Source organism: Pseudomonas sp. NFACC43, assembly GCF_900119645.1.
Taxonomy (GTDB): Bacteria; Pseudomonadota; Gammaproteobacteria; order Pseudomonadales; family Pseudomonadaceae; genus Aquipseudomonas.
Map to the genome: position 1 here is coordinate 179,680 of NZ_FPKK01000009.1, position 23,196 is coordinate 202,875.

The 23,196-nt window shown below is 62.8% G+C and carries 19 protein-coding genes and 1 riboswitch; of the genes, 6 read left to right on the plus strand and 13 right to left on the minus strand.

All coding sequences use genetic code 11. From position 1 onward, the window contains the following. Positions 1-37: 37 nt before the first annotated feature. The 8 genes from parC to BT179_RS17320 form a co-directional block, all read right to left on the minus strand. Entirely contained in the window at positions 38-2,302 is a 2,265-nt protein-coding gene (gene parC, locus BT179_RS17285; protein ID WP_072398521.1) for a DNA topoisomerase IV subunit A, read from the minus strand. Positions 2,303-2,402: 100 nt separating this feature from the next. Then, a complete protein-coding gene (locus BT179_RS17290) occupies positions 2,403-3,389 on the minus strand; it encodes an esterase-like activity of phytase family protein (protein WP_072432310.1) in 987 nt (328 codons plus the stop codon). Further along, on the minus strand, positions 3,389-5,293 hold the full coding sequence (gene parE, locus BT179_RS17295) for a DNA topoisomerase IV subunit B (protein ID WP_072398523.1): 1,905 nt from the start codon (positions 5,291-5,293) through the stop codon (positions 3,389-3,391). The genes BT179_RS17290 and parE overlap by 1 nt, the downstream gene beginning before the upstream one ends. A gap of 41 nt (positions 5,294-5,334) precedes the next feature. Further along, complete coding sequence (locus BT179_RS17300) at positions 5,335-5,943, minus strand: YqiA/YcfP family alpha/beta fold hydrolase (protein WP_072398524.1); 609 nt, start codon at positions 5,941-5,943, stop codon at positions 5,335-5,337. A gap of 511 nt (positions 5,944-6,454) precedes the next feature. Then, positions 6,455-6,811, minus strand: coding sequence for a DUF6124 family protein (locus tag BT179_RS17305; RefSeq protein WP_072449262.1), 357 nt, complete (start codon positions 6,809-6,811; stop codon positions 6,455-6,457). Positions 6,812-7,538: 727 nt separating this feature from the next. After that, positions 7,539-8,354 carry a 3',5'-cyclic-AMP phosphodiesterase gene (gene cpdA, locus BT179_RS17310; protein WP_072432184.1) on the minus strand — a complete coding sequence of 272 codons (816 nt, stop codon included), beginning with the start codon at positions 8,352-8,354 and terminating at the stop codon, positions 7,539-7,541. A 97-nt stretch (positions 8,355-8,451) separates the two neighbouring features. Then, the gene (locus BT179_RS17315; RefSeq protein WP_003186471.1) at positions 8,452-8,904 is read right to left on the minus strand and encodes a DUF1249 domain-containing protein; all 453 of its coding nucleotides are present in this window, start codon (positions 8,902-8,904) and stop codon (positions 8,452-8,454) included. Next, positions 8,895-9,512 carry an NUDIX domain-containing protein gene (locus BT179_RS17320; protein WP_072398526.1) on the minus strand — a complete coding sequence of 206 codons (618 nt, stop codon included), beginning with the start codon at positions 9,510-9,512 and terminating at the stop codon, positions 8,895-8,897. Before BT179_RS17320 ends, BT179_RS17315 begins: the two co-directional genes overlap by 10 nt. Before the next feature lie 214 nt (positions 9,513-9,726). Here BT179_RS17320 and BT179_RS17325 point away from each other — a divergent pair, with 214 nt between their 5' ends. Then, positions 9,727-10,473 carry an RsiV family protein gene (locus BT179_RS17325; RefSeq protein WP_072398527.1) on the plus strand — a complete coding sequence of 249 codons (747 nt, stop codon included), beginning with the start codon at positions 9,727-9,729 and terminating at the stop codon, positions 10,471-10,473. On the opposite strand, the gene cytX is transcribed toward BT179_RS17325, so the two are convergent. Further along, positions 10,442-11,734 (minus strand): putative hydroxymethylpyrimidine transporter CytX, encoded by a 1,293-nt coding sequence (gene cytX, locus BT179_RS17330; RefSeq protein ID WP_072432158.1) that lies wholly within the window; start codon positions 11,732-11,734, stop codon positions 10,442-10,444. The two genes, BT179_RS17325 and cytX, sit on opposite strands and share 32 nt — an antisense overlap. 168 nt (positions 11,735-11,902) lie before the next feature. Then, positions 11,903-13,792 carry a phosphomethylpyrimidine synthase ThiC gene (gene thiC / locus BT179_RS17335; protein ID WP_072398529.1) on the minus strand — a complete coding sequence of 630 codons (1,890 nt, stop codon included), beginning with the start codon at positions 13,790-13,792 and terminating at the stop codon, positions 11,903-11,905. A 175-nt stretch (positions 13,793-13,967) separates the two neighbouring features. Beyond that, a riboswitch (TPP riboswitch) is annotated at positions 13,968-14,073 on the minus strand. A gap of 150 nt (positions 14,074-14,223) precedes the next feature. Between thiC and BT179_RS17340 the strand changes: the two genes are divergently transcribed. Further along, entirely contained in the window at positions 14,224-15,663 is a 1,440-nt protein-coding gene (locus BT179_RS17340) for a TolC family outer membrane protein (RefSeq protein WP_072398530.1), read from the plus strand. Between the two features lie 84 nt (positions 15,664-15,747). Here the strand turns inward: BT179_RS17340 and waaA are convergent, their stop codons facing one another. Continuing rightward, a complete protein-coding gene (waaA, locus tag BT179_RS17345) occupies positions 15,748-17,028 on the minus strand; it encodes a lipid IV(A) 3-deoxy-D-manno-octulosonic acid transferase (RefSeq protein WP_072432159.1) in 1,281 nt (426 codons plus the stop codon). 22 nt (positions 17,029-17,050) lie between these two features. Then, the gene (locus BT179_RS17350) at positions 17,051-17,941 is read right to left on the minus strand and encodes a LysR family transcriptional regulator (RefSeq protein ID WP_072432160.1); all 891 of its coding nucleotides are present in this window, start codon (positions 17,939-17,941) and stop codon (positions 17,051-17,053) included. 102 nt (positions 17,942-18,043) lie between these two features. Here BT179_RS17350 and BT179_RS17355 point away from each other — a divergent pair, with 102 nt between their 5' ends. From BT179_RS17355 to BT179_RS17370, 4 genes are all read left to right on the plus strand, one after another. Further along, on the plus strand, positions 18,044-18,376 hold the full coding sequence (locus BT179_RS17355) for a DMT family transporter (protein WP_046065574.1): 333 nt from the start codon (positions 18,044-18,046) through the stop codon (positions 18,374-18,376). A 231-nt stretch (positions 18,377-18,607) separates the two neighbouring features. Continuing rightward, a complete protein-coding gene (locus BT179_RS17360) occupies positions 18,608-19,783 on the plus strand; it encodes an NAD(P)/FAD-dependent oxidoreductase (protein WP_072398533.1) in 1,176 nt (391 codons plus the stop codon). Further along, positions 19,780-20,592, plus strand: coding sequence for an aldo/keto reductase (locus tag BT179_RS17365; protein WP_072398534.1), 813 nt, complete (start codon positions 19,780-19,782; stop codon positions 20,590-20,592). Before BT179_RS17360 ends, BT179_RS17365 begins: the two co-directional genes overlap by 4 nt. 32 nt (positions 20,593-20,624) lie before the next feature. Beyond that, positions 20,625-21,590, plus strand: a complete 966-nt coding sequence (locus BT179_RS17370) for a metal ABC transporter ATPase (protein ID WP_072398535.1) — start codon at positions 20,625-20,627, stop codon at positions 21,588-21,590. Positions 21,591-21,693: 103 nt separating this feature from the next. Here BT179_RS17370 and hldE read toward each other — a convergent pair whose 3' ends face one another. Further along, positions 21,694-23,115 carry a bifunctional D-glycero-beta-D-manno-heptose-7-phosphate kinase/D-glycero-beta-D-manno-heptose 1-phosphate adenylyltransferase HldE gene (gene hldE, locus BT179_RS17375; RefSeq protein WP_072398536.1) on the minus strand — a complete coding sequence of 474 codons (1,422 nt, stop codon included), beginning with the start codon at positions 23,113-23,115 and terminating at the stop codon, positions 21,694-21,696. Positions 23,116-23,196: the final 81 nt, after the last annotated feature.

Here is a 23,196-nt window from a genome sequence, read left to right on the forward strand (position 1 = left end):
TGCGGCTTTTAATCGCAGACCGAGGCCTCTGGCACGCTTAATTCAGGTTTTCGACGAGCAGTGCATCCACTCGCTGGAAACCCCTCGGAAGCTTGTTGCCCCGGCGACCGCGTTCACCCTTGTAATGCTCAAGATCGTCCGCTTTCAACGAAAGCGTACGCTTTCCAGCCTGCAGCACAAGCGTGGCACCCTCCGGTAATACTGCAATATCCGTGACAAATTCCTCACGGCTTGCAACCCGTTCGCCGGAAATGCCGATTATTTTGTTGCCTTTGCCTTTCCCCAGCTGTGGCAGATCGCTGATCTTGAAGACCAGCAAACGGCCCTCGGTCGTCACCGAGGCCAGCCAGTTGTTATCGCGATCGAAGACCGGACGCGGCGCAATGACCTTGGCGTTGTTCGGCAGGCTCAACAGCGCCTTGCCCGCCTTGTTCTTGGCTTGCAGGTCCTCACCCTTGACGACGAACCCGTAGCCGGCATCCGACGCGATAACGTACAGCCCGTTATCATCAGGCATCAGCACGCATTCAAAAGTTGCACCCGGTGGCGGCGTCAGACGACCGGTCAGCGGTTCGCCCTGGCCGCGAGCCGATGGCAGGGTATGGGCCGGCACCGAATAGCTGCGTCCCGTGGAGTCGATGAACACCGCATACTGGTTGGAACGCCCGGGCGCCAGGGCCTTGAAACCGTCGCCGGCCTTGTAGGAAAGCCCGGCGGCGTCAATATCATGACCCTTGGCGGAGCGTACCCAGCCCTTTTCCGACAGTACGACGGTCACTTTCTCATTGGGCAACAGGTCGTGTTCGCTCAACGCTTTGGCTTCGGCCCGCTCCACGATCGGAGAGCGTCGGTCGTCGCCGTAGGTTTCGGCGTCCTTGAGCAACTCGGTGCGCACCAGCTTCTTGAGCTTGGCTTCGCTGCCCAGCAAGGCGAGCAGCTTGGCCTGCTCCTTGAGCAACTCGTCCTGCTCGGCCCGCAGCTTCATCTCTTCCAGCCGCGCCAATTGCCGCAGGCGGGTATCGAGGATGTAGTCGGCCTGGATTTCGCTCAGGGCGAAGCGTTCGATCAGCTTGGCCTTGGGATGCTCCTCGGTGCGGATGATGTGGATCACCTCATCCAGGTTGAGGTAGGCGATCAGCAAGCCATCCAACAGGTGGAGGCGACGCTCGACCTTGTCCAGGCGGAACTGCAGGCGCCGGCGTACCGTCTTGACGCGGAATTCGAGCCACTCCACCAGTAGCGCCCGCAGGTTCTTCAACTGCGGCTTGCCATCCAGGCCGATGATATTGATGTTGACCCGATAACTGGATTCCAGATCGGTGCTGGCGAACAGGTGCTGCATCAGCGCCTCATGATCGACCCGGCTGTTGACCGGAATGATCACGATGCGGCAAGGGTTCTCGTGGTCCGACTCGTCGCGCAGGTCCGCCACTTGCGGCGCTTTCGACGGTTTTGCCTGCATCATGGCCGCAATCTGCTCCAGGACCTTGGCTCCGGACACCTGGTGCGGCAGTGCGGTGATGATGATGTCGCCATCTTCCACATGGTACACGGCGCGCATACGCACCGAACCACGACCGGTCTCGTAGATTTTCAGCAGGTCGGCCCGCGGCGTGATGATTTCCGCCTCGGTCGGGTAATCCGGCCCCTGGATGTGTTCGCACAGCTGCTCCACCGTGGCTTTCGGCTCGTCCAGCAGGCGCACGCACGCCGTGGCTACTTCCCGCAGGTTGTGAGGCGGTACGTCGGTGGCCATGCCCACGGCGATGCCGGTGGTGCCATTGAGCAGGATATTCGGCAAACGTGCCGGCAGCACCAACGGCTCCTCCAGGGTTCCGTCGAAGTTCGGCCCCCAGTCCGCGGTGCCCTGGCCCAGTTCGCTAAGCAGCACTTCAGAGTAACGCGACAGCCGCGCCTCGGTGTAACGCATGGCGGCGAAGGACTTGGGATCGTCCGGCGCACCCCAGTTGCCCTGGCCGTCCACCAGGGTGTAGCGATAGCTGAACGGCTGGGCCATCAACACCATGGCCTCGTAGCATGCCGAGTCGCCATGCGGGTGGAACTTGCCGAGCACGTCACCGACGGTACGCGCCGATTTCTTGTGCTTGGAATCGGCATCCAGCCCCAGTTCACTCATGGCATAGACGATGCGCCGCTGAACCGGCTTGAGGCCGTCGCCAATGTGCGGCAAGGCGCGGTCCATGATCACGTACATGGAGTAATTGAGGTAGGCACTTTCGGTGAAGTCAGCCAGCGATCGGCGCTCCACGCCGTCCAAGCTGTCTGCAAGAATGTCGCTCATGCGGGCCTCATCAGTTCGTTGTCTGGCACGACGACAGGCGTGTCGCCGCGCTGGGTAGATTCAATCGGGTCCAGGGCGCATCGGCCCCGTGGTTGCCCATTCATGGCGAAGCGCTCCAACCGCCATCGGGCGCGGCGAAACGCCAGATGACCGGCCGTCTTTCGCCATCGGCGCGTGGCCCATCGTTGTTGTCCAGGCCGATCCAGGTGCCTGCGGCATCCACCACCATTGCTTCGGCCAGCCCATAGGGTTGGGCGTAGCGGCGTTTATCCAGAAGTCCCTCGGCCGCGAATGACCAGCAGCGCTCCACCTTGGCGGTCTGCGGATCGCGCCGGCAGATCTGATAGGCGTTGCGTTCCAGGGTAAACAGTTTGCCGTCGAACAGTGACAGATCGGCGAAGTCCCGCGAGACCGCCTTGGCATCGGCAAACTGGGCCGGTTGCATTTCCTGCCCCGCTTCGCTCAGCAGCGCGCACTGGCCGTCGCAATCCCATACCGTTTGCTGGCGCTTGATCAGCAACAGGCCGCGGCGCTCGCGCTCGGCCGCCAGCCACAGTTGGTCACCGGCCGGGTTGACCGCAATGCCTTCGAACAGCGCATTGAAATGCAACAACATGCCGCTGGCCCGGGCCTGGCGGATCATGGTCGGGGCGATCTTCAACCAGGATGCATCGCCCGACGGCGACACCTGCAACACGGCGGCATGGGACTCGCTGACCACATAGCGGTTGCCTGCGCTGTCGCAGGTAATGCCTTCGAAATCCAGCTCGCCACCACGCAGGAACGAAGCGGCCCAGGTCCGCGAACGCAAACCCCAGGGCAAGTCGCTTTCAGGCACCGGCGGTACCTCGATGGTCGAGACAAGGGCTTGCCAGACCGCCGCATCGGAGGTGTCCAGGCGATAGAGGCGATCATCATCGCGATCGGACACCGCCCACATTTCGCGGCCACACAGGGCCAGCCCGGACAGATTGCCGCCCCGCATGCCATCGACGACGTGCTCCGACAGCATTTTCAGTTCCGTTGCCGGCCCGGCGACGACGCTTCCCACCCATAGCAACAGCGCCAGGGCGAACCCGTTGCGCATCAGGCCAGCACCTCGGCCAGGTCGCCCTTGGACTCCAGCCAGGTCTTGCGGTCGCCGGCACGTTTTTTCGCCAGCAGCATGTCCATGATCTCCGTCGTCGCCTCGAAGTCATCCAGGGTCAACTGCACCAGGCGGCGCGTATTCGGGTCCATGGTGGTTTCGCGCAGTTGCGGCGGGTTCATCTCACCCAGCCCCTTGAATCGAGTGACCTGCGGCTTGCCGCGCTTCTTCTCGGCCACCAGGCGATCGAGAATGCCATCGCGTTCGGCTTCGTCCAGGGCGTAGTAGATATCCTTGCCCAGGTCGATACGGTACAGCGGCGGCATCGCCACATAGACGTGACCGGCATCCACCAGCGGGCGGAAATGCTGGACAAACAGCGCGCACAGCAGCGTGGCGATGTGCAGCCCGTCGGAGTCGGCGTCGGCGAGGATGCAGATCTTGCCGTAGCGCAGTTGGCTCATGTCCTCGGCGCCCGGATCGACGCCAATGGCCACCGCGATATTGTGCACTTCCTGGCTGGCCAGCACTTCGCTGCCGTCCACTTCCCAGGTGTTGAGGATCTTGCCCCGCAACGGCAGGATGGCCTGGAATTCCTTGTCCCGGGCCTGCTTGGCCGAGCCGCCGGCGGAATCACCTTCCACCAGGAACAGCTCGGAACGCATGGGATCCTGTCCGGCGCAATCGGCCAGCTTGCCCGGCAATGCCGGCCCCTGGGTGATGCGCTTGCGTTCGACCTTCTTGCTGGCCTTGAGACGACGACCGGCGTTGTTGATCGCCAGCTCGGCCAGCAACAGGCCGGTTTCCGGGTTGGCATTGAGCCACAGGCTGAAGGCGTCCTTCACCACACCGGACACGAACGCGGCCGCCTCGCGGGAGGACAGGCGTTCCTTGGTCTGGCCGGAGAACTGCGGCTCCTGCATCTTCATCGACAGGACGAAGGCAATGCGCTCCCAGACGTCTTCCGGCGCCAGCTTCACGCCACGGGGCAGCAGGTTGCGGAACTCGCAGAACTCGCGCATGGCATCCAGCAGGCCCTGGCGCAAGCCATTGACGTGGGTACCGCCCTGGGCGGTGGGGATCAGGTTGACGTAGCTTTCCTGGACGCTTTCGCCGCCCTCGGGCAACCACAGCAATGCCCAGTCCACGGCTTCCTTGTTGCCGGCCAGGCTGCCGCAGAACGGCTCATCGGGCAGGCGCTCGAAACCACTGACCGCGTCCACCAGATAGGAACGCAGGCCATCCTCGTAATGCCACTCGACCTTTTCACCCGTGGCCTTGTCCTCGAAGCTGACCAGCAGCCCCGGACACAACACGGCCTTGGCCTTGAGCACATGCTTGAGGCGGGTGACGGAGAACTTGGGCGAATCGAAATACTTGGGATCCGGCGCGAAATACACGCTGGTCCCGGTGTTGCGCTTGCCGACGGTGCCGACCACTTCCAGCTCGGTGGCCTTGTAGCCATCGGCAAAGGTCATCTGGTATTCGTTGCCGTCACGCTTGACCCGTACCCGGACCTGGGTCGACAAGGCGTTGACCACGGAAATACCCACCCCGTGCAAACCGCCGGAGAACTGGTAGTTCTTGTTGGAGAACTTGCCGCCTGCGTGGAGCTTGGTGAGGATCAGCTCGACGCCCGACACGCCTTCTTCCGGGTGGATATCCACCGGCATGCCACGACCGTCGTCGCTGACTTCCAGCGAATGGTCGGCATGCAGGATGACCTGCACCGACTTCGCATGCCCCGCCAGGGCTTCGTCGACACTGTTGTCGATGACTTCCTGGGCGAGGTGGTTCGGCCGACTGGTGTCGGTGTACATGCCGGGGCGCTTGCGCACCGGGTCGAGGCCCGAGAGGACTTCGATGGCGTCTGCGTTATAGGAGCTAGCGCTGGGAGTGGCCATGGGGTCTCGTCGTCAGTATTCAAATAAAAAGGGGCGATGGCTCACAGCGACGTGAAGTCGATCGCCTGGTACAGATCGGCGCCAATTCCGGCAAAACTCAACAACGCCGGCAATCGTTGGGCAAATCCCTGGAAACTGTGATCGCCACCGGCCTGGATGCGCAGGGCACAGGCGCGGTAGTACTGCTGGGCGTGGCGATAATCCAGCGTTTCGTCACCGGTTTGCAACCATATCTGAAACCGCTGCGGATCCCGGGGCGCCGGCACTTCCAGCTCGGCCAGGGCCGTGACGTGGTCGTGGGTCAACTCCCAGGTTTCGTCGGTGTACAGATTCCTCTGCGTGCCCAGGTAGCCATCGAACATCCGATGGGGGCTGACGGCAGGGTTGATCAACAGCGCCTTGAGGCCGTGGCGTTCGGCCAAGTGAGTCGCATAGTAGCCGCCGAGCGAGCTGCCGACCAGCAGCGGACGGCCCAGTTGTGCGATCGCCTGTTCCAGCTGGGCCATGGCTTCGCGGGGGTGGTGATGCAGTGCCGGCACTTGCAGTCGGTCGGCCAGGCCCAGGCGGGTCATCACATCGATGAGCTGGCGGGCCTTGGTCGAGGCTGGCGCGCTGTTGAAGCCGTGGATGTAGAGGATCGAGGCCGACATGCCAATTTCCTGTGTGTGGGGGCAAAGGCCGGAGTTTACAGGGAGATTGGAGTGGTTTGGGGGGATTTGGCCTTATCGCCGGCCCATCTCTGCTGGCTGTGCTGCGATTCTGTTGTGGGGGCTAGCTTGCTCGCGATGGCTTTGTGTCGGTCTGTGTGGATTTTTTGACCGGGTACATATCCATTGCTGCGGTAACGGCCGCTTAGGGTTCCGCCCTTACGGCGGGTCACTTTTGAAAAGGCGCCAAAAGTAACCAAAAGCGCCTCGCCCCACCACTGGGCACCTCGCCAAGGCGAGGTGTTCCCGAACGCAGGCATTGCTCCGTGGGCCCGCCGCGAAGGGCCATCCATGGCCCAGCGCGGCTATCCCGGCATCCATGCCGGGATACCCACTACGCAACGCCTGCGTTCGGCCCTTGTGGTTTAACGGGGCGCTCAAGATCAAAAGCCAAAGCAAGAGCAAGAGCAAGAGCAAGAGCAAGAGCAAGAGCAAGAGCAAGAGGTTGCCTGGCCTATCGGGGATCAACGACGTCCAGCGCTCGGTTTGCCAGCAGCTCAGAGAGTTCGACCATCTGCTGGACGCCGAAGGCTATATGCCGGTTGGAGCCTTCCAGGTTGAAGGCCAGGTCGCTGAGCATCGCATTGGCCGAGGCCAGGGTTTCGCTGAGGTTGGCCAGGAGGGTTTCGCTGTCCAGGTTTTCGACGACGGTGAATAGCTGACCGGGTAATGGTTTCTTTTTAGCCTGGGGTTCTGGGGCGAGGTAGAAGTTGAGGGCGCGTTCGGCGGCTTCGTCGAGTTTTTTGGCATCGAGGCCGGCGTGAGCCGAGGTGGGATCGGTTTCGGGGGGATTGGGGGTTACTTTGAACATGATGAGGCTCCCTTATGTAGTGGAGCCGCCATTTCCCGTTTCCAGGCGAGAGGGTGGCAGCTATGCGCGGGCTGGAAAACCGGAGTGCGGAGCAAACCCGGCAGACTCGAAAGTCTCCCGCGCACAGCCGCCATGAAGCAGAACTGCACACGCAAAAAAGCGATGCAGTATCTCATGTGGCGCGCTGTTGCATCCTCACTTATCGGGTTTCCAGGCCCGGTCGCTGAATTGCAGCGACCGAAAAAGGTTAGCGAGTCCCCTTCCCACCCGGCAACCGCCAGAGATCGTCGGAAAAATCTGCCTGAATGTCCGACCTTTCCCACAGATTTAGATCGACTGTAAAGCCGCCATCGCGAGCAAGCTCGCTCCCACAGTTGGAATGGGTATGGCCAGAGAAACTGGTCGGCCGTCAGGCCGACTCGCTTTGGCTTTGGCTTTGGCTTTTGATCTTAGACGCCCCATTAACCACAAGGGCCGAGCGCAGGCGTTGCGTAGTGGGCATCCCGGCATGGATGCCGGGATAGCCGCGCTGGGCCATGGATGGCCCTTCGCGGCGGGCCCACGGAGCAATGCCTGCGTTCGGGAACACCTCGCCTTGGCGAGGTGCCCAGTGGTGGGGCACAGACCTTTTGGTTACTTTTGGGGCGTTTGCCAAAAGTAACCCGCCGTAAGGGCGGAACCGTAAGTGGCCGTTACCGCAACAATGGATATGTACCCAGTCAACAGTTCAATACCCCTGAGCCCCATAATCAACCACAAACTCAAACCCAACCACCCGCTCAACCCCCGTCTCCAACCGCCCATCCGGCCAAAGCCGCAACCACCGATACCCGGGCGCCTGCTCACCGACGGCAAAATCCTCACTCCCCGGCTCGAACTGAATGCAAGTCGAAGGCGAAGCCAACAACCGCACCCCATTGCGCTCCCGGTCGATCTCCTGGTGCACATGCCCCCAAAGCACTGCCCGCACCTGAGGAAACCGATCCAGCACCGCAAACAGCGCCTCGGGATTGCGCAACCCGATAGGCTCCATCCACGGGCAGCCAATCGACACCGGATGATGATGCAGGCACACCAGGTGATGGCGCTCCGGCGCTTCGCTCAAGGCATTGGCCAGCAGGATCAATTGTTCTTCTGCCAGGAAGCCAGGCACCGAGCCCGGCACCGCGGAGTCCAGCATCGTGATTCGCCAGTTGCCGATATCCACCACCGGATCGAGCAAAGTGCTCTGCACCGCCGCCTGGAGCATGACCTGCGGTTCGTCATGGTTACCCGGGATCCAGCGCGCCGGGGCATCGATTCGCCCGCTCAGGCGCCGGAATGCCTCGTAGGATTGCAGTGTCCCGTCCTGGGACAGGTCGCCCGTGGCAAGCATCAGGTCGACGTCCGGCTGCTGCCTGAGTACCAGGTCAATCACCGCTTGCAGGCTGTCACGGGTGTTCATGCCCAACAGCAGGCCGTCAGACCCGGCGAACAGGTGACTGTCGGACAGCTGGACCAGCAACGCCGCATCGGCGGTGGTCAAGGTGGATACGCTCGGCAAATCGCTCGCTCCCAGGCGCGATGACGCCATTGGCTGAAGTCGCAATTATGCTGGGGATGATCGAAAGGGGAAACCCGCGAACCGGAACCGGTTCACACTAGCGAACGACTTCGAACTCGTGCCCCAGCGCCAGGCAATGACTCAGCCACTCTCCCAGGAACAGGTTCAACTGGGCTTTCTCGTCCGGCTGGTGCATCGAGGCATTGGGATAAGGATAGATGCCACGGAAGCGTCTTGCATGTTCGGCGCTGACGACTTCGGCCATGCGGGCATCGTGGTAGACCTGGACTTCCAGCTGCGGCACCGGCAGCCAGGGCAGGCTGTGCTCCTGGCGCACTTGCAGCGTGGTGGTATAGGGGCAGGTCTGCAGCACTTCGAGGGCCAGCACGCCGAGCATCTGGTCGCCATGGGTCACGGCGATGCGGCGCGGCGCCGGATCGTTGCGCATGTCCGGCAACAAGCGCATCAGGCGGGCATAGTTGGCCTCACAGGCCGCCTGCAAGCCCACCAGATCGACGCGATAGCGATCGCGTAGCTTGTTCAGGACCATAGCCCCCTCACTTCATCGCGGTTCAAGGCCAGCCACTGCAAGGCAATGATGCTGGCCGCGTTGCAGATACGTCCGTCGCGCACCGCCTGCAAGGCATCTTCGTAAGCCCAGACCTTCACACGAATGTCTTCGGCCTCTTCCACAAGCCCGTGCAGGCCGCCTGCCCCCGTGCTGTCGCAACGCCCCAGGTAGAGATGCACGAATTCATTGCTGCCGCCCGGCGATGGGAAATACTTGGTCATCGGCCACAGCGCGGCGAATACGAGCCCAGCTTCCTCCTGCGCTTCGCGATGAGCAACTTCTTCCGGTTGTTCGTCCTTGTCGATCAGGCCGGCCACCAGTTCCACCAGCCACGGGTTGACCGTCTTGCCCATGGCGCCCACGCGAAACTGCTCGATGAGCACCACTTCGTCGCGCTGCGGGTCATAGGGCAACACGCACACCGCGTCATGGCGCACGAACAGCTCACGACTGATTTCACGGCTCATGCCCCCAGCGAACAGCTCATGGCGCAGGTGAACGCGATCGAGCTTGTAGAAACCCTGGAAGCAGCTTTCGCGCTTGACGATGTCCACGGCGGTCGGTGTGGCGTTGGCGAAATCAGTCATGACAGTCCTCGTATGGAGCAGATCGATGCGAGGTTCCAACCTCGACTTCGCGCCATCCTAACGCGCCCGTACCGTTTGATGCAGCCCCTTTCCACTGATCGGGATAGACGGCAGGGGATGAAAGAATTCTAATGAGTTTAGTGGCGAACTGATTGCCCCGCAGACAGTCGAAGCGGGGAGCTTTTCGCCTTTCCCTGTTTCATGAAGGACACCCATGTCGCTTTTCAAAACCGTTTCAGTGGCCCTCGTCGCCCTGACCCTGGGCGCTTGCCAAAGCCTGTTCCAGCCCAATTACCGCGCACCGCTGGAAACCACCCGCGATGCCTCGGAACAGTTGCAACCCGGTTGTGCCAGTGCCGACTGCCCCTTGGTGAACATCGACACCCTGCATTTTCCCGCCGAGCCGGCACTGGACGGCATCGTCGAAAAACGCTTGCTGCAAATGACCCGCACCGCACCCGACGCCCCGGTGGCGCCGACATTGGCCGCCTACCGCGACCAGTTCCTGCGCAGCGCCGCCCCTGGCAGCAGCAGTTATCTGCAGGCCAAGGTACGGGAGCAACATGACGGCCTGGTGATCATCGAACTGTCCAGCTACCTGGATACCGGCGGTGAACACGGGACACCCGGACGCGGCTTCATCAACTATTCGCGCCAGCAGAACAAGGTGCTGACCCTGTCCGACATGCTGCTGCCGGGCCAGGAGGACGCCTTCTGGAAAGCTGTCCAGGTCGCCCATAACAGTTGGTTGATCAGCACCAAGCTGGATCAGGAGCCGGAATTCATCAAGCAGTGGCCCTTCAAGAAAACCCCGAACGTGGCGCTGACCTACGGCGGGGTGATCCTCAAGTACGAAACGAGCACCATCGCGCCCTACGCCCTGGGCCACATCGAACTGAAGATCCCCTACCCGCGCCTCAACGGCATTCTCAAGCCCGAGCTGTTTCCCGGCCGTAGCTGAACGCCCGGCCCAGCATCAGTTGCAGCGCCCCTGCCACGATCAGCGATGGCAGGGTCGCGCCGAAATCCGGGTAGAAGTGGGCGAGCACATGATAGGTGCTCACCCCGCCCAGCCACGCCAACAACGCCGGCCAGCGCAATGCGGCCGACATTACCTGGCTGCTGCGCCTGCGCAGGATGAAATGATCCACCAGCACCACGCCGAACAGCGGCGCGAACACCGAGCCGATCAGCAGCAGGAAGTTCTGGTACTGCGCCAAGGGCGCGAAGCAGGCGATCAATGTGCAGATGACACCGATGGCCAAGGCCAGGTGCTCGACCTTCAACCCCGACAACATGCCACTGGAAACCGCGGCCGAGTGAATATCGGCGAAAGCGTTTTCCGACTCGTCCAGCAGGATCAACAGCAGCGGGATGCCCAATCCGGCGCCTGCCAGGGCCAATAGCAATGCATTGACTTCGCCGCTCGGCGCAAAGGCCAGGGTGTAGGCCACGCCCAGGCTCATCAGCCAGCAGTTACCCATGAAAAACCCCAGGGCGGTGCCGCCGAAGACGTTCCTGGCGCACTTGCCGAAACGTGAGTAGTCGGCGATCAGCGGCAGCCACGACAACGGCATGGCGATCGCGATGTCGAATCCCACCGCCAGCGGCATCGAGCCGTCGCCCGCCTGGGCCCACAGCGCCGCCAGGTCAGCCTTGGCGAACAGGTTCCAGGTCAGCCACAGGCAAGCCCCCAGCAGCAGCCAGATGCCCCATTTGCGCAGCACCTTGCGCACGAATGTCAGCGGTCCGCTCACCGCAAGCAAGGTCGCCAGGGCGCCGAAGAACAATGTCCACAGCAAAGGGCTCGCACCCAGGCTGCCCTCGCTGAAGGCCCGTGCGCCAAGCAGGCTGGCCGCATCGCGCATGACAATGATTTCGAACGAGCCCCAGCCAATCAGTTGCAACAGGTTCAACACCGCCGGCACGCTCGCGCCCCTGCCACCCAGGCTGAGCCTGAGCGCCGCCATGGCCGACAGGCCGGTGTCGCTGCCGATCACGCCAACGGCCGCCAATAGCAGGACACCCACCAATGTGCCGAGGAAAATCGCCAGCAACGAACCGCTCAGCCCAAGGCCCGGCGCGAGCAAGGCACCGACCTGCAAGACCATCAGGCCGATGCCGAGGGAGAACCACAGGGAAAACAGGTCGCGGGCGCCGAAGACACGTTTGTCCAGGGGGACTGCGGTATCCGGGGAGTAGGTGCTGGGTTGGATGTTCACGAGTGTTATCTCAGAGGAGTATTTGTTGTTTTGGGGCCGCTATCGCGAGCAAGCTCGCTCCCACAAGGGATCACAGGCGCACACAGACTTTGTGTTCACAGCAGATCCCCTGTGGGAGCGAGCTTGCTCGCGATGAGGGCAGTGAAAACACCGCCCCCTCGGCTCACATCACACTTTCTTGTAAAGCTGACTGCCTTCCTGCTTGAACCGCTCGGCCTGCTCCGCCATTCCCTGGGCGACGTCGACGTCCACCGCTTCGATGCGCTGGTTGGCGGCGTATTCGCGTACTTCCTGGGTGATTTTCATCGAGCAGAATTTCGGCCCGCACATCGAGCAGAAATGCGCCACCTTGGCCGAGTCCTTCGGCAGGGTTTCATCGTGGTACGAACGGGCGGTGTCCGGGTCCAGGCCGAGGTTGAACTGGTCTTCCCAGCGGAACTCGAAACGGGCCTTGCTCAGGGCATTGTCGCGGATCTGCGCACCAGGATGCCCCTTGGCCAGGTCGGCCGCATGGGCGGCGATCTTGTAGGTGATGATCCCGGTCTTCACGTCATCCTTGTTCGGCAGCCCCAGGTGCTCCTTGGGGGTCACATAGCAGAGCATGGCACAGCCGAACCAGCCGATCATCGCCGCACCGATACCGGAGGTGATGTGGTCGTAGCCCGGCGCGATGTCGGTGGTCAGCGGGCCGAGGGTATAGAACGGCGCCTCGTCGCAGCACTCCAGCTGCTTGTCCATGTTCTCCTTGATCAACTGCATCGGCACGTGGCCAGGGCCTTCGATCATGCATTGCACGTCGTGCTTCCAGGCGATCTTGGTCAGCTCGCCCAGGGTTTCCAGCTCACCGAACTGCGCTTCGTCGTTGGCGTCGGCAATCGAGCCCGGACGCAGGCCATCGCCCAGCGAGAAGCTGACGTCGTAGGCCTTCATGATTTCGCAGATGTCTTCGAAGTGGGTGTAGAGGAAGTTTTCCTTGTGGTGCGCCAGGCACCACTTGGCCATGATCGAACCGCCACGGCTGACGATCCCGGTGACGCGCTTGGCAGTCATCGGCACATAGCGCAGCAGCACGCCGGCATGGATGGTGAAATAGTCGACACCCTGTTCGGCCTGTTCGATCAGCGTGTCGCGAAACAGCTCCCAGGTCAGGTCTTCGGCCACCCCACCGACTTTTTCCAGGGCCTGGTAGATCGGTACGGTACCGATCGGGACCGGCGAGTTGCGAATGATCCACTCACGGGTTTCATGGATGTGCTTGCCGGTGGACAGGTCCATGACCGTGTCCGAACCCCAGCGGATGCCCCAGGTCAGCTTGGCCACTTCTTCTTCGATGGACGACCCCAGCGCGCTGTTGCCGATGTTGCCGTTGATCTTCACCAGGAAGTTGCGGCCGATGATCATCGGCTCCAGTTCGGTGTGGTTGATGTTGGCCGGAATGATCGCGCGGCCACGGGCGATTTCATCGCGGACGAATTCGGGGGTGATGACCTTGGGGATGCTGGCGCCGAAGCTGTGGCCGGCGTGCTGTTGATCCAGCAGGCCAGCGGCACGAGCCACTTCCAGCTTCATGTTCTCGCGGATGGCGACGTATTCCATCTCGGCGGTGATGATGCCTTTGCGCGCGTAGTGCATCTGGCTGACGTTGGCCCCCGGCTTGGCGCGACGCGGATTGTTCACGTGGGCGAAGCGCAGCTTGGTCAGCTCGGGGTCGGCCAGGCGTTCCTTGCCGAAGCTGGAACTCAGACCTGCCAGGCGTTCGGTGTCGCCCCGCGCCTCGATCCAGGGCGAACGTACATCGGCCAGGCCTTTGCGTACGTCGATGATCACGTTCGGGTCGGTGTAGGGGCCCGAGGTGTCATAGACCGTCACCGGCGCGTTGATCTCGCCACCGAAGTCGGTGGGGGTTACGTCGAGGCTGATCTCGCGCATGGGCACGCGGATGTCCGGGCGGCTGCCCTGGACATAGATTTTTTGCGAGCGGGTAAAGGGCTGAACCGATTGCTGATCGACCTGGGCCGAATCACTGAGGTTGGTCGCGTTTTTTGATTTTGTCGTCATCACGGGCTCTCCAGACACACATCCAGGCAGTGGATTTTTGTCGGAGCGAACCTGTAGCGAATGGACGCACCCCTGCACGATCGTGCGGATGCTGTGCTTGCTGCTCGAGGATGCTCGAAGATCGAAAGTCGATTGTCGAACAACATCCCGGACGAAGCACAAGAGGACTCGCCGGGTGACGAGAAATCTTGTTCCCTACGCAGGCGTTAACCTGATCAGGTTCAACGGGATCCGAAATTATTCGATCTCAGCCTCAAAGCAAGGCACCCCGACAAGAACCCGGCCAGTCTAGACACAACCACTACAGAACGCCATGGCTACGGCAAAAGGCGTGATGAATGGCGCATATACAGGATTGTTGCCATGCCCCGGCGCAACTACACTCGCTACGCCGCGCCTTCGTGCGCACTCATTCGTCTAGGGATCGTCTCATGCTGCGCAAACTCTCACTGGCCCTTGCCGTGTCTTGTGCGTCCAATGGAATGGCTTGGGCTGCCGAAGCGCCCTTATCGACCAGAACCGACCTGGTGAGCGTGTACCAGGAAGCGGTGGACAACAACGCCGACCTGGCCGCTGCCCGCGCCCAGTACGGCGCCCAGAAGGAAGTGGTGCCCCAGGCCCGCGCCGGATTGCTGCCCAACCTTTCCGGCGGGGCCGAGGTGGCCAACGTGCGCACCGACATCGATGAGCCTGCCGCCATTGCCAACCGCAGTGCGCGTTCATACCAGGCCACATTGTCCCAACCGCTGTTCCGTGCCGACCGCTGGTTTCAATTCCAGGCTGCCAAGTCGGTGAACGAGCAGGCGGCACTGCAACTGTCGGCCACCGAACAGAACCTGATCCTGCAAAGCGCCGAGAGTTACTTCAATGTGCTGCGCAGCCAGGACAACCTGGCGTCGACCAAGGCTGAAGAAGCCGCGTTCAAGCGCCAGCTCGACCAATCCAACGAGCGCTTCGACGTGGGCCTGTCGGACAAGACCGACGTGCTGCAATCCCAGGCCAGCTACGACACCGCGCGGGCCAACCGGATCCTCGCTCAACGCCAGGTCGAGGATGCCTTCGAAGCCCTGATCACCTTGACCAACCGCCAGTACAACTCGATCCAGGGCATCGTCCACACACTACCGATCCTGCCGCCGGCGCCGAACGATGCCAAGGCCTGGGTGGACACCGCCGCCCGGCAGAACCTCAACCTGCTGGCCAGCAACTACGCCGTCACGGCGGCCGAAGACACCCTGCGCCAGCGCAAGGCCGGCCACGCCCCGACCCTCGATGCCGTGGCGAGGTATGAGAAAGGTGACAACGACGCGCTGGGGTTCAGCAACCCGAACGCGATTGGCCGTCCATACGGGGGCGATGTCGAGCAGCGCACCCTGGCCCTGCAGTTGAACATTCCGATCTACAGCGGCGGGTTGACCACCTCCCAGGTCCGCGAGTCCTACTCGCAGTTGACCCAGACCGAGCAGCAGCGCGAAGGCCTGCGCCGGCAGGTGGTGGAAAACACCCGTAACCTGCATCGCGCGGTGAACACCGACGTGGAACAGGTCCAGGCACGGCGCCAGTCGATCATTTCCAACCAGAGCGCGGTGGAGGCCACGGAGATCGGTTACCAGGTGGGCACCCGCAATATCGTCGATGTGCTGGATGCCCAGCGCCAGCTGTACACCTCGGTGCGCAACTACAACAACGCCCGCTACGACTACATTCTCGACAACCTGCGCCTCAAGCAGGCCGCCGGCACCCTGAGCCCGGCCGACCTGCAGGACCTGTCGCGCTACCTCAAGCCTGATTACAACCCGGACAAGGATTTCCTGCCACCGGACCTGGCGCAGGCCGCGGCGGAGCAACTGCGCTCACGGCCGGCGCAGTAGCCCACGGATCTCGCGGCAGCTACCCTTGTGGCGAGGGGATTTATCCCCTCGCCACAGATATCTCCTCGTGCCACACAGCAATCATCACCGTCCCGCGATCAACCGCCCCAAACCGTCCAGCAAACGCTGCAGCGCCCCCTGATTGGTGCGCATCACCTTCAGGCCAGCCTCGGCCATGCGCTGGGCATCCCGGGGCAGTTCGAACAATCGCTGCACCGCCAAGGCCAGGCTCTCGGCATCTTCGACTTCCTGCAATGCCCCGGCGGCCCGCAGCTGGGCGGCGATTTCGAGGAAATTGAACAAGTGCGGTCCACTCAGAACCGGCTTGGCCAGGGCCGCCGGCTCCAGCAGATTGTGTCCACCGTTGGGCACCAGGCTGCCGCCGACAAAGGCGCTGTCGGCCAACGCGTAGAGAAACAACAGTTCGCCCATGGTATCGCCCAGCAGCACCGAAGCCTGGGCGGTCACAGGCTGCCCGCTGGAACGCCGGACCGTGGCGAAGCCTTCGCGCTCACAGAGCCGGTACACCGAGTCGAAACGCTCGGGATGACGCGGCACCAGGATCAGCAGCGCATCGGGATAACTGTCGAGCAACTGGCGGTGGGCGGCCAGCACCACCTCGTCTTCGCCCTCATGGGTGCTCGCTGCGATCCAGACTGCGCGCTCTGTCGCTTGCCATTGATGCCGCAAGGCGCTGGCACTTTCCAGCAGTTGCGGATCGATCGTCAGGTCGAACTTGATGGATCCGGTCACCTCGACGGTTTCGGTCCGGGCGCCCAACTGGCGAAAACGCTCGGCCTCGGCTTCGGTCTGGACGGCGAACAGGCTCATCTCGGCCAGCATCGGACGGGTGAGCCGGGGAAACCGCGCGTACCCCCGCGCCGAACGTTCCGACAACCGGGCATTGGCCAAGGCCACGGGAATGCCGCGCCTGGCGCATTGATGGATGTGATTGGGCCACAGCTCGGTTTCCATGATCACCGCCAGCTTCGGACGCACCCGATCGAGAAAGCGCTTCGCGGCGCAGGGCAGGTCGTAGGGCAGGTAGCAATGCTGGATGCGCGGCTCGTTGGCGAACAAGGCCTGGATCCGCTCCGAACCGGTGGGCGTCATGCAGGTGACGGTGATCGGAAGCTGTGGATAACGTTGCAGCAGGGCCCGGATCATCGGCGCGGCGGCAATGCTTTCGCCCACCGACACCGCATGCACCCAGATACCTCCCGGCACCAGGGTCGGCAGGCGCCAGGAAAAACGCTCGCCAATACGCCGGGCATAAGCCGGCGCCTTGCGTGCCCGCAACCACAGTCGAATCGCTACCAGCGGCAGCCCCAGATAAAACAATGCGCTATAGAGAGTTCTGTTCATGGCGGCGGAGTTTATCGGGTTTTCAGCCGATCGCCTGCAGCTGCACGGCAAAACGTTCAGCCAACCAGCGCGCGGCCGGGCCCAGGGGCTCGTCGCGCCGCCAGACCAGTTCCACCACCAGCGCTGGCGGAGTCCATTCGCTGTTGAGCTCGACCATCTGCCCCTGATAGGCCGGGTACTGCACCACATGCCGTGGCAGCCAGGCCCAACCCAGGCCACACCTGAGCCATTCGGCCAGGACATAGAAGCTGTCGGCGCGCCAGACTTGCGGGCTGGCCTGCTCACTGCCGGGGTAGACACTGGACTGGGTCGCCATCAGCAACTGGCGATGACGGGCCATTTCCAGGCAAGTCACGTATTCCTGCGTGGCCATGGGATGTTCGCGTCCGCACACCGTCACCATCTCGACGCTGCCCAGGACCCGGCGCTCCAGTGCCGCAGGGATCTGCTCGTGATAGAACAGCAGCCCGAGGTCGGCGTGGCGCTCCACCAGCTTGCGCGCGACATCTCCCTGGGCAGCGCTGGCCAGTTGCACCTCGAGGGTGGGGAAGCGCTCGGCCAGGGCGGTCAGGCTGTCGATCACCGGCTGATAGGGCATGGCCTCGTCCTGGGCCAGCCGCAGCCGTGCTTCCTGTCCTCGCATCAAGGCCTGGGCCCGCCCATTGAGGCGTTCGCACTGGCGCAGCACCTCCCGCGCCTCTTCCAGCAAGGCTTCGCCGGCTTCAGTGAGCCTGGGCTGACGGCCACTGCTGCGCTCGAACAGGTTCACTCCCAGATCGGCTTCCAGCAAGGCAATGGCGCTGCTGATGGCCGACTGGGCCTTGCGTTGGTCCCGGGCCACGGCGGAGAACGAACGCTTTTCGGCAACACCGACAAACAGCCGCAGCTGCTCCAGATTCCACTGCACGTTCATGATGCAACCTATCTCGATATCAGATAGGTAATGACTTTACCGCATCTGAACGCTCACTAGAATGGCGCCATCGAAAGTCGCAACAGCCAAGAGGAATCGCTCATGAACGCTTACTACTACCTGGCCATCGCCATCTGCGCCGAAGTGATTGCCACCGTCTCCATGAAAGCGATCAAAGGCTTGAGCACGCCCCTGCCCTTGCTACTGGTCATCGTCGGTTACGCCACCGCGTTCTGGATGCTGACCCTGGTGGTGCGCACTGTCCCGGTGGGCGTGGCCTATGCGGTCTGGGCCGGACTGGGCATTGTCATGGTCAGCGTGGCGGCCTTGTTCATCTACGGGCAGAAGCTGGACGTGCCGGCGATGCTGGGGATGGCGTTGATTGTGCTTGGGGTGGTGGTGATCCAGCTGTTCTCCAAGACGGCCGGCCACTGAAGCACACCGGTCATTGACTGGAATACCTTGTGGCGAGGGGCTTTATCGATTCGTCGCAGCGCCCCCTTTTCAAGACAACTGACATGCTGCCGTGCTGTCAGGTGGAGGTGGCTACACAGCCCAGCGGAGATAAATTCCCTTGCCGCAATCGGACCGAACTTGAATCGCAGATCAGACGCTTCTCATCGAGTCTGTATACTGCGCCCTCGTCTTGAACACAGAGGTCGCTGCATGCCATCCGTTATTTCCACCGACGTCCTGATTGTCGGCGCCGGAGTCGCCGGCCTCTGGCTGAATGCGCGCCTGCGGCGCCAGGGTTATTCGACCGTGCTGGTGGAAAGCGCCAGCCTGGGTGGCGGGCAGAGCGTCAAATCCCAGGGCATCATCCATGGCGGCGCCAAGTACGCGCTGCATGGCGCACTGACCGGCGCCTCGGAAGCCATCGCCGACATGCCGCGCCGCTGGCGCGAAGCGCTGGCCGGCGACGGCGAGCTGGACCTGTCCGGCGTTCGCCTGCTGTCCGAAGCCCACTACCTGTGGTCGCCCGGCACCCTGGCCGGCAACCTCACCAGCTTTTTCGCCAGCAAGGCCGTGCGCGGTCGCGTCGATCAGGTCAAGGGCGAACAACTGCCCGCAGCCCTGCAGGACAAGCGCTTCAAGGGCAAGGTCTATCGTCTGGCCGAACTGGTGGTGGATGTCCCCAGCCTGATCGCGCGCCTGGCGGAACTGGCTGGCGACGGTCTGCTTGCCGGACAACTCATTGAGCCGCTGCGCGAGAATGACGAACTGCTGGGCCTCAAGGTAGACGGTCGCGAGATCCGCGCCCAACGCATCGTCTTAAGCGCCGGGGCCGGCACCGCCGACCTGCTCGCCGCCCTGGGCCTCGACCAGCCAGCCATGCAACGCCGGCCGCTGCACATGGTCCTGGTCAAAGGCCCTTCCCTCAAGCCGCTCTACGCCCATTGCCTGGGAGGCGGACCGAAGCCGCGCATCACGGTGACCACTCACCCGGCCGCCGATGGCCAGTGGGTCTGGTACCTGGGTGGCGACATCGCCGAAGCCGATGGCGTTGCCCGCGATCCCGCCGCGCAGATCGCTACCGCCCAGAAGGAACTCGGTCAGTTGCTGCCCTGGATCGATCTGAGCTCCGCGCAATGGGCCACCCTGCGAGTGGATCGCGCCGAACCCTTGCAGTCGGGCCTGACCCGTCCGGATAACGCCTTCCTGGCCGAGCGGGATCGTCTATTGGTGGGTTGGCCGACCAAACTGGCCCTGGCTCCGGATTTTACCGACCGGGTGATCACGGCGCTGCAACGCGACGGCATCGTGCCAAGCCATCCGGCCCCCCTGCCCGACTTGCCGAAACCACCCATGGCTGTGCCTGCCTGGGAGCAACTGCTGCCATGAGCCAGCCGACCCTGCACGATTTTCTCCGCCCTCTGGGCAATGGCGGCCCGCTGGTTTCCCCCGTGGGCCTGGGTACCGTCAAGCTCGGGCGCGACCAGGGCGTCAAATACCCCAACGGCTTTCGGATCCCGGATGACGACGAAGCGCGGATGCTGCTCAGGCTGGCACGCGACCTGGGCATCAACCTGATCGACACCGCACCGGCCTATGGCCGCAGCGAAGAACGCCTCGGTCCGTTGTTGCGTGGGCAACGCCAGGAGTGGGTGATCGTCAGCAAGGTCGGGGAAGAATTCAGCGACGGCCAGTCACGCCATGACTTCAGCGCCGCCCACACCCGCCTTTCAGTGGAGCGCAGCCTCAAGCGCCTGGAGACCGACTATATCGACCTGGTCCTGGTGCACTCCGACGGCAACGACCTGGCGATCCTCAACGACAGCGAGGTCTATCCAACCCTGGCGGCGCTCAAGGGCGAGGGCAAGATCGGTGGCTTCGGTTTCTCCGGTAAAACCGTCGATGGCGGCTTGAAGGCCCTGGAGCAAGGCGATTGCGCAATGGTCACCTACAATCTGAACGAACGAAGCGAGAAGGCTGTCATTGACTACGCAGCCGAACACGGCAAAGCGATCCTGGTGAAGAAAGCCCTGGCCAGCGGCCATGTCTGCCTGACCCCCGGGGTGGACCCGGTCCGTGCCAGCTTCGAACTGTTGTTTGAACATCCCGGGGTTGCCAGTGCTATTGTCGGCACCATCAATCCGCTGCACCTCGCCCATAACGTCGCGACCGTTGCCAAGGTCCTGCGTAAAGACTGACGCCGCATGCGCGGCATGAAGAAGGAGTCGACATGCCGCGTACGCTCATCAGAAAGAACCCCAGCAACTTCAAGACCCTGCCCCTGTATGTCGAAGCGACTCCCGAAGGCCTGACCTACCAGAGCGTGGGAATGCCGCTGAACTTCGCCCAGACCCTGCAACGCCGTCGGCCGGTGACGGTGGCCGATGCCGAACGCTTTTCCCTGGAGCTGGCCAACCTGGGGGTCTCGGTGCGCCTGACCCTGCATTGGCAGAACCGCGACTACTGGGTGCTGGTGCGCCAGCGGCGGCAGGATCGCGGCGACGTGGTGCTCAAGCTGATTTCCGGCTACGTCCCGGCCCATGAACTGAACCTGCCGCTACTGACCGCCATCCAGGAAATCGCCGAGGAATGCCTGCTGGAAACCCCCGAAGGCTGGCTCGGCGGACGCTTCAACGATACCTGGCTGCCGGCCCCTTACGCCGCTGCCCTGCATTATCGCGAAGCCTTGCCGTTTCGCCTGGCACCGCTGTCCGGCTCGGCCCGCCCGGTGCGCAGTGCCAACCTGCAGCTGATCGAGCGACCAAGAGCCTATGTGCATCTGCCGACGGCATCCTTGCAACTGATCTACGATTTGCGCCTGGATGTGCCCCGGGAAGCCAAGTCCCTGAGCCTGTTTCATGTGGATGAGCGCCTCGAGGGTGACCAATTGGTGGCCACGCTTGATCGCAAACGGCCCGACCTCTACCTGATGCCGCTGCACGACGGCCAACCCTTGCCCGAGCTGTACACCCTGAAAAAGGACCAGCTCTACCCGGCCAGCACCCGTGGGTTGTATCTGGCGGAAAGCTTCGCAAAGCAGGATGGCTGGCTGGTGCGGGAGGAGCGGATTCGCTGGAAGGATTGGTTGCGCCAGCAAGGGCTGACGCCTCCGGGCAAGGAGTCGGGCCTGACCCGGCTCAAGGGCAAGGCCCGGCAGTTGCTCAAGAAAATCGTTCCGCGCAAGGTGGCTCGTTAGGACGAAGAGCGACCAGTCAAGCCGGACCTGTGCCGAGGGGACGTATCGCTAGACTCCCTCGCCACAAAGGCTCTTCGCCTTCATTTAGTCGCAATCGCCGGACTCAGTTATTGCGGATCTTCTCCACAATCGCTGTCGTCGAGCTGTTTTCCACCAGCCCGAGCACCTTCACGGTACCGCCATAGGCGGTGACGATGTCCGCACCCACGACCTGGTCGATCCCGTAGTCGCCGCCCTTTACCAGCACGTCCGGCTTGACCTGGCGCAGCAGGTTTTCCGGGGTGCCTTCGCTGAAGCTGATCACCCAGTCCACCGCGCCCAGGCCGGCCAGGACGGCCATGCGCCGGTCGACGCTGTTGATCGGCCGACCCGGCCCCTTGAGACGGCTCACGGAAGCGTCGTCGTTGACCGCAACGATCAGGCGATCGCCCTGTGCCCTGGCCTGCTCGAGATAGGTCACATGGCCGGCATGCAGGATGTCGAAGCAGCCATTGGTGAACACGATCTTCTCGTTGTGGGCACGGGCATCGTCAACGGCCAGCAGCAACTGCTCCAGCCCCAGCACACCGCGCTCGGAACCTTCTTCACGCTGGATCGCACGACGAAGTTCCGGGGCGCTGATGGCAGCCGTACCGAGCTTGCCAACCACGATGCCTGCCGCCAGGTTCGCCAGGGCCACCGCGTGCGGCAATTCCTCCCCAGCGGCAATCGCCGCGGCCAGGGTGGAAATCACCGTATCACCGGCACCGGTCACGTCGAAGACTTCACGGGCGCGGGCTGGCAGGTGCAACGCCGGGTGGTCGGGACGCAGCAGGGTCATGCCGTGCTCGCCGCGGGTCACCAGCAGGGCCCCCAGATCGAGGTCCTGCATCAACCGGGCGCCTTTGCTCACCAGTTCATGCTCGTCGGCACAACCGCCGACGATGGTTTCGAACTCGCTGAGGTTCGGCGTGATCAGGCTCGCGCCACGGTAAATGGAAAAATCCTTGCCCTTGGGATCGGCCAGCACCGGGATGCCACGGGCACGCGCGGCCTGGATCAACACCTGATGATTCTTCAACGCGCCCTTGCCGTAGTCCGACAACACAAGGACCTTGATGCCTTCGAGCATCTGGTCGACCTCGGCTCCAAGGGCCAGGGGATCGGTGGCGAACGGTTCTTCGAAATCGATCCGCAGCAGTTGCTGGTGACGGCTCATGACCCGCAGCTTGACGATGGTCGGCTGGTGCGCGATGCGCTGGAATCGTGCCCGCACGCCAGCGCCCCTGAGGCTGTTGGACAGGCTGTCGGCGGCCTCGTCGTCGCCGGTGACGCCGATCAGGGAGGCCGGCGCGCCGAGGGCGGCAATGTTCAACGCGACGTTGGCCGCGCCACCGGGACGATCCTCGATGTGTTCGACCTTGACCACCGGCACCGGCGCCTCAGGGGAAATCCGTGAGGTACCGCCATGCCAATAGCGGTCGAGCATGACATCGCCGACCACCAGGACAGGGGCTTGATCGAATCGCGGCATCGACAACTTCATGGAGCATCCCACATACAAAATGAACAGGGCGGCGATATTAGCACAGGGTGGACGAAGGCTCGTCCATGGCGGTGGGAAGCC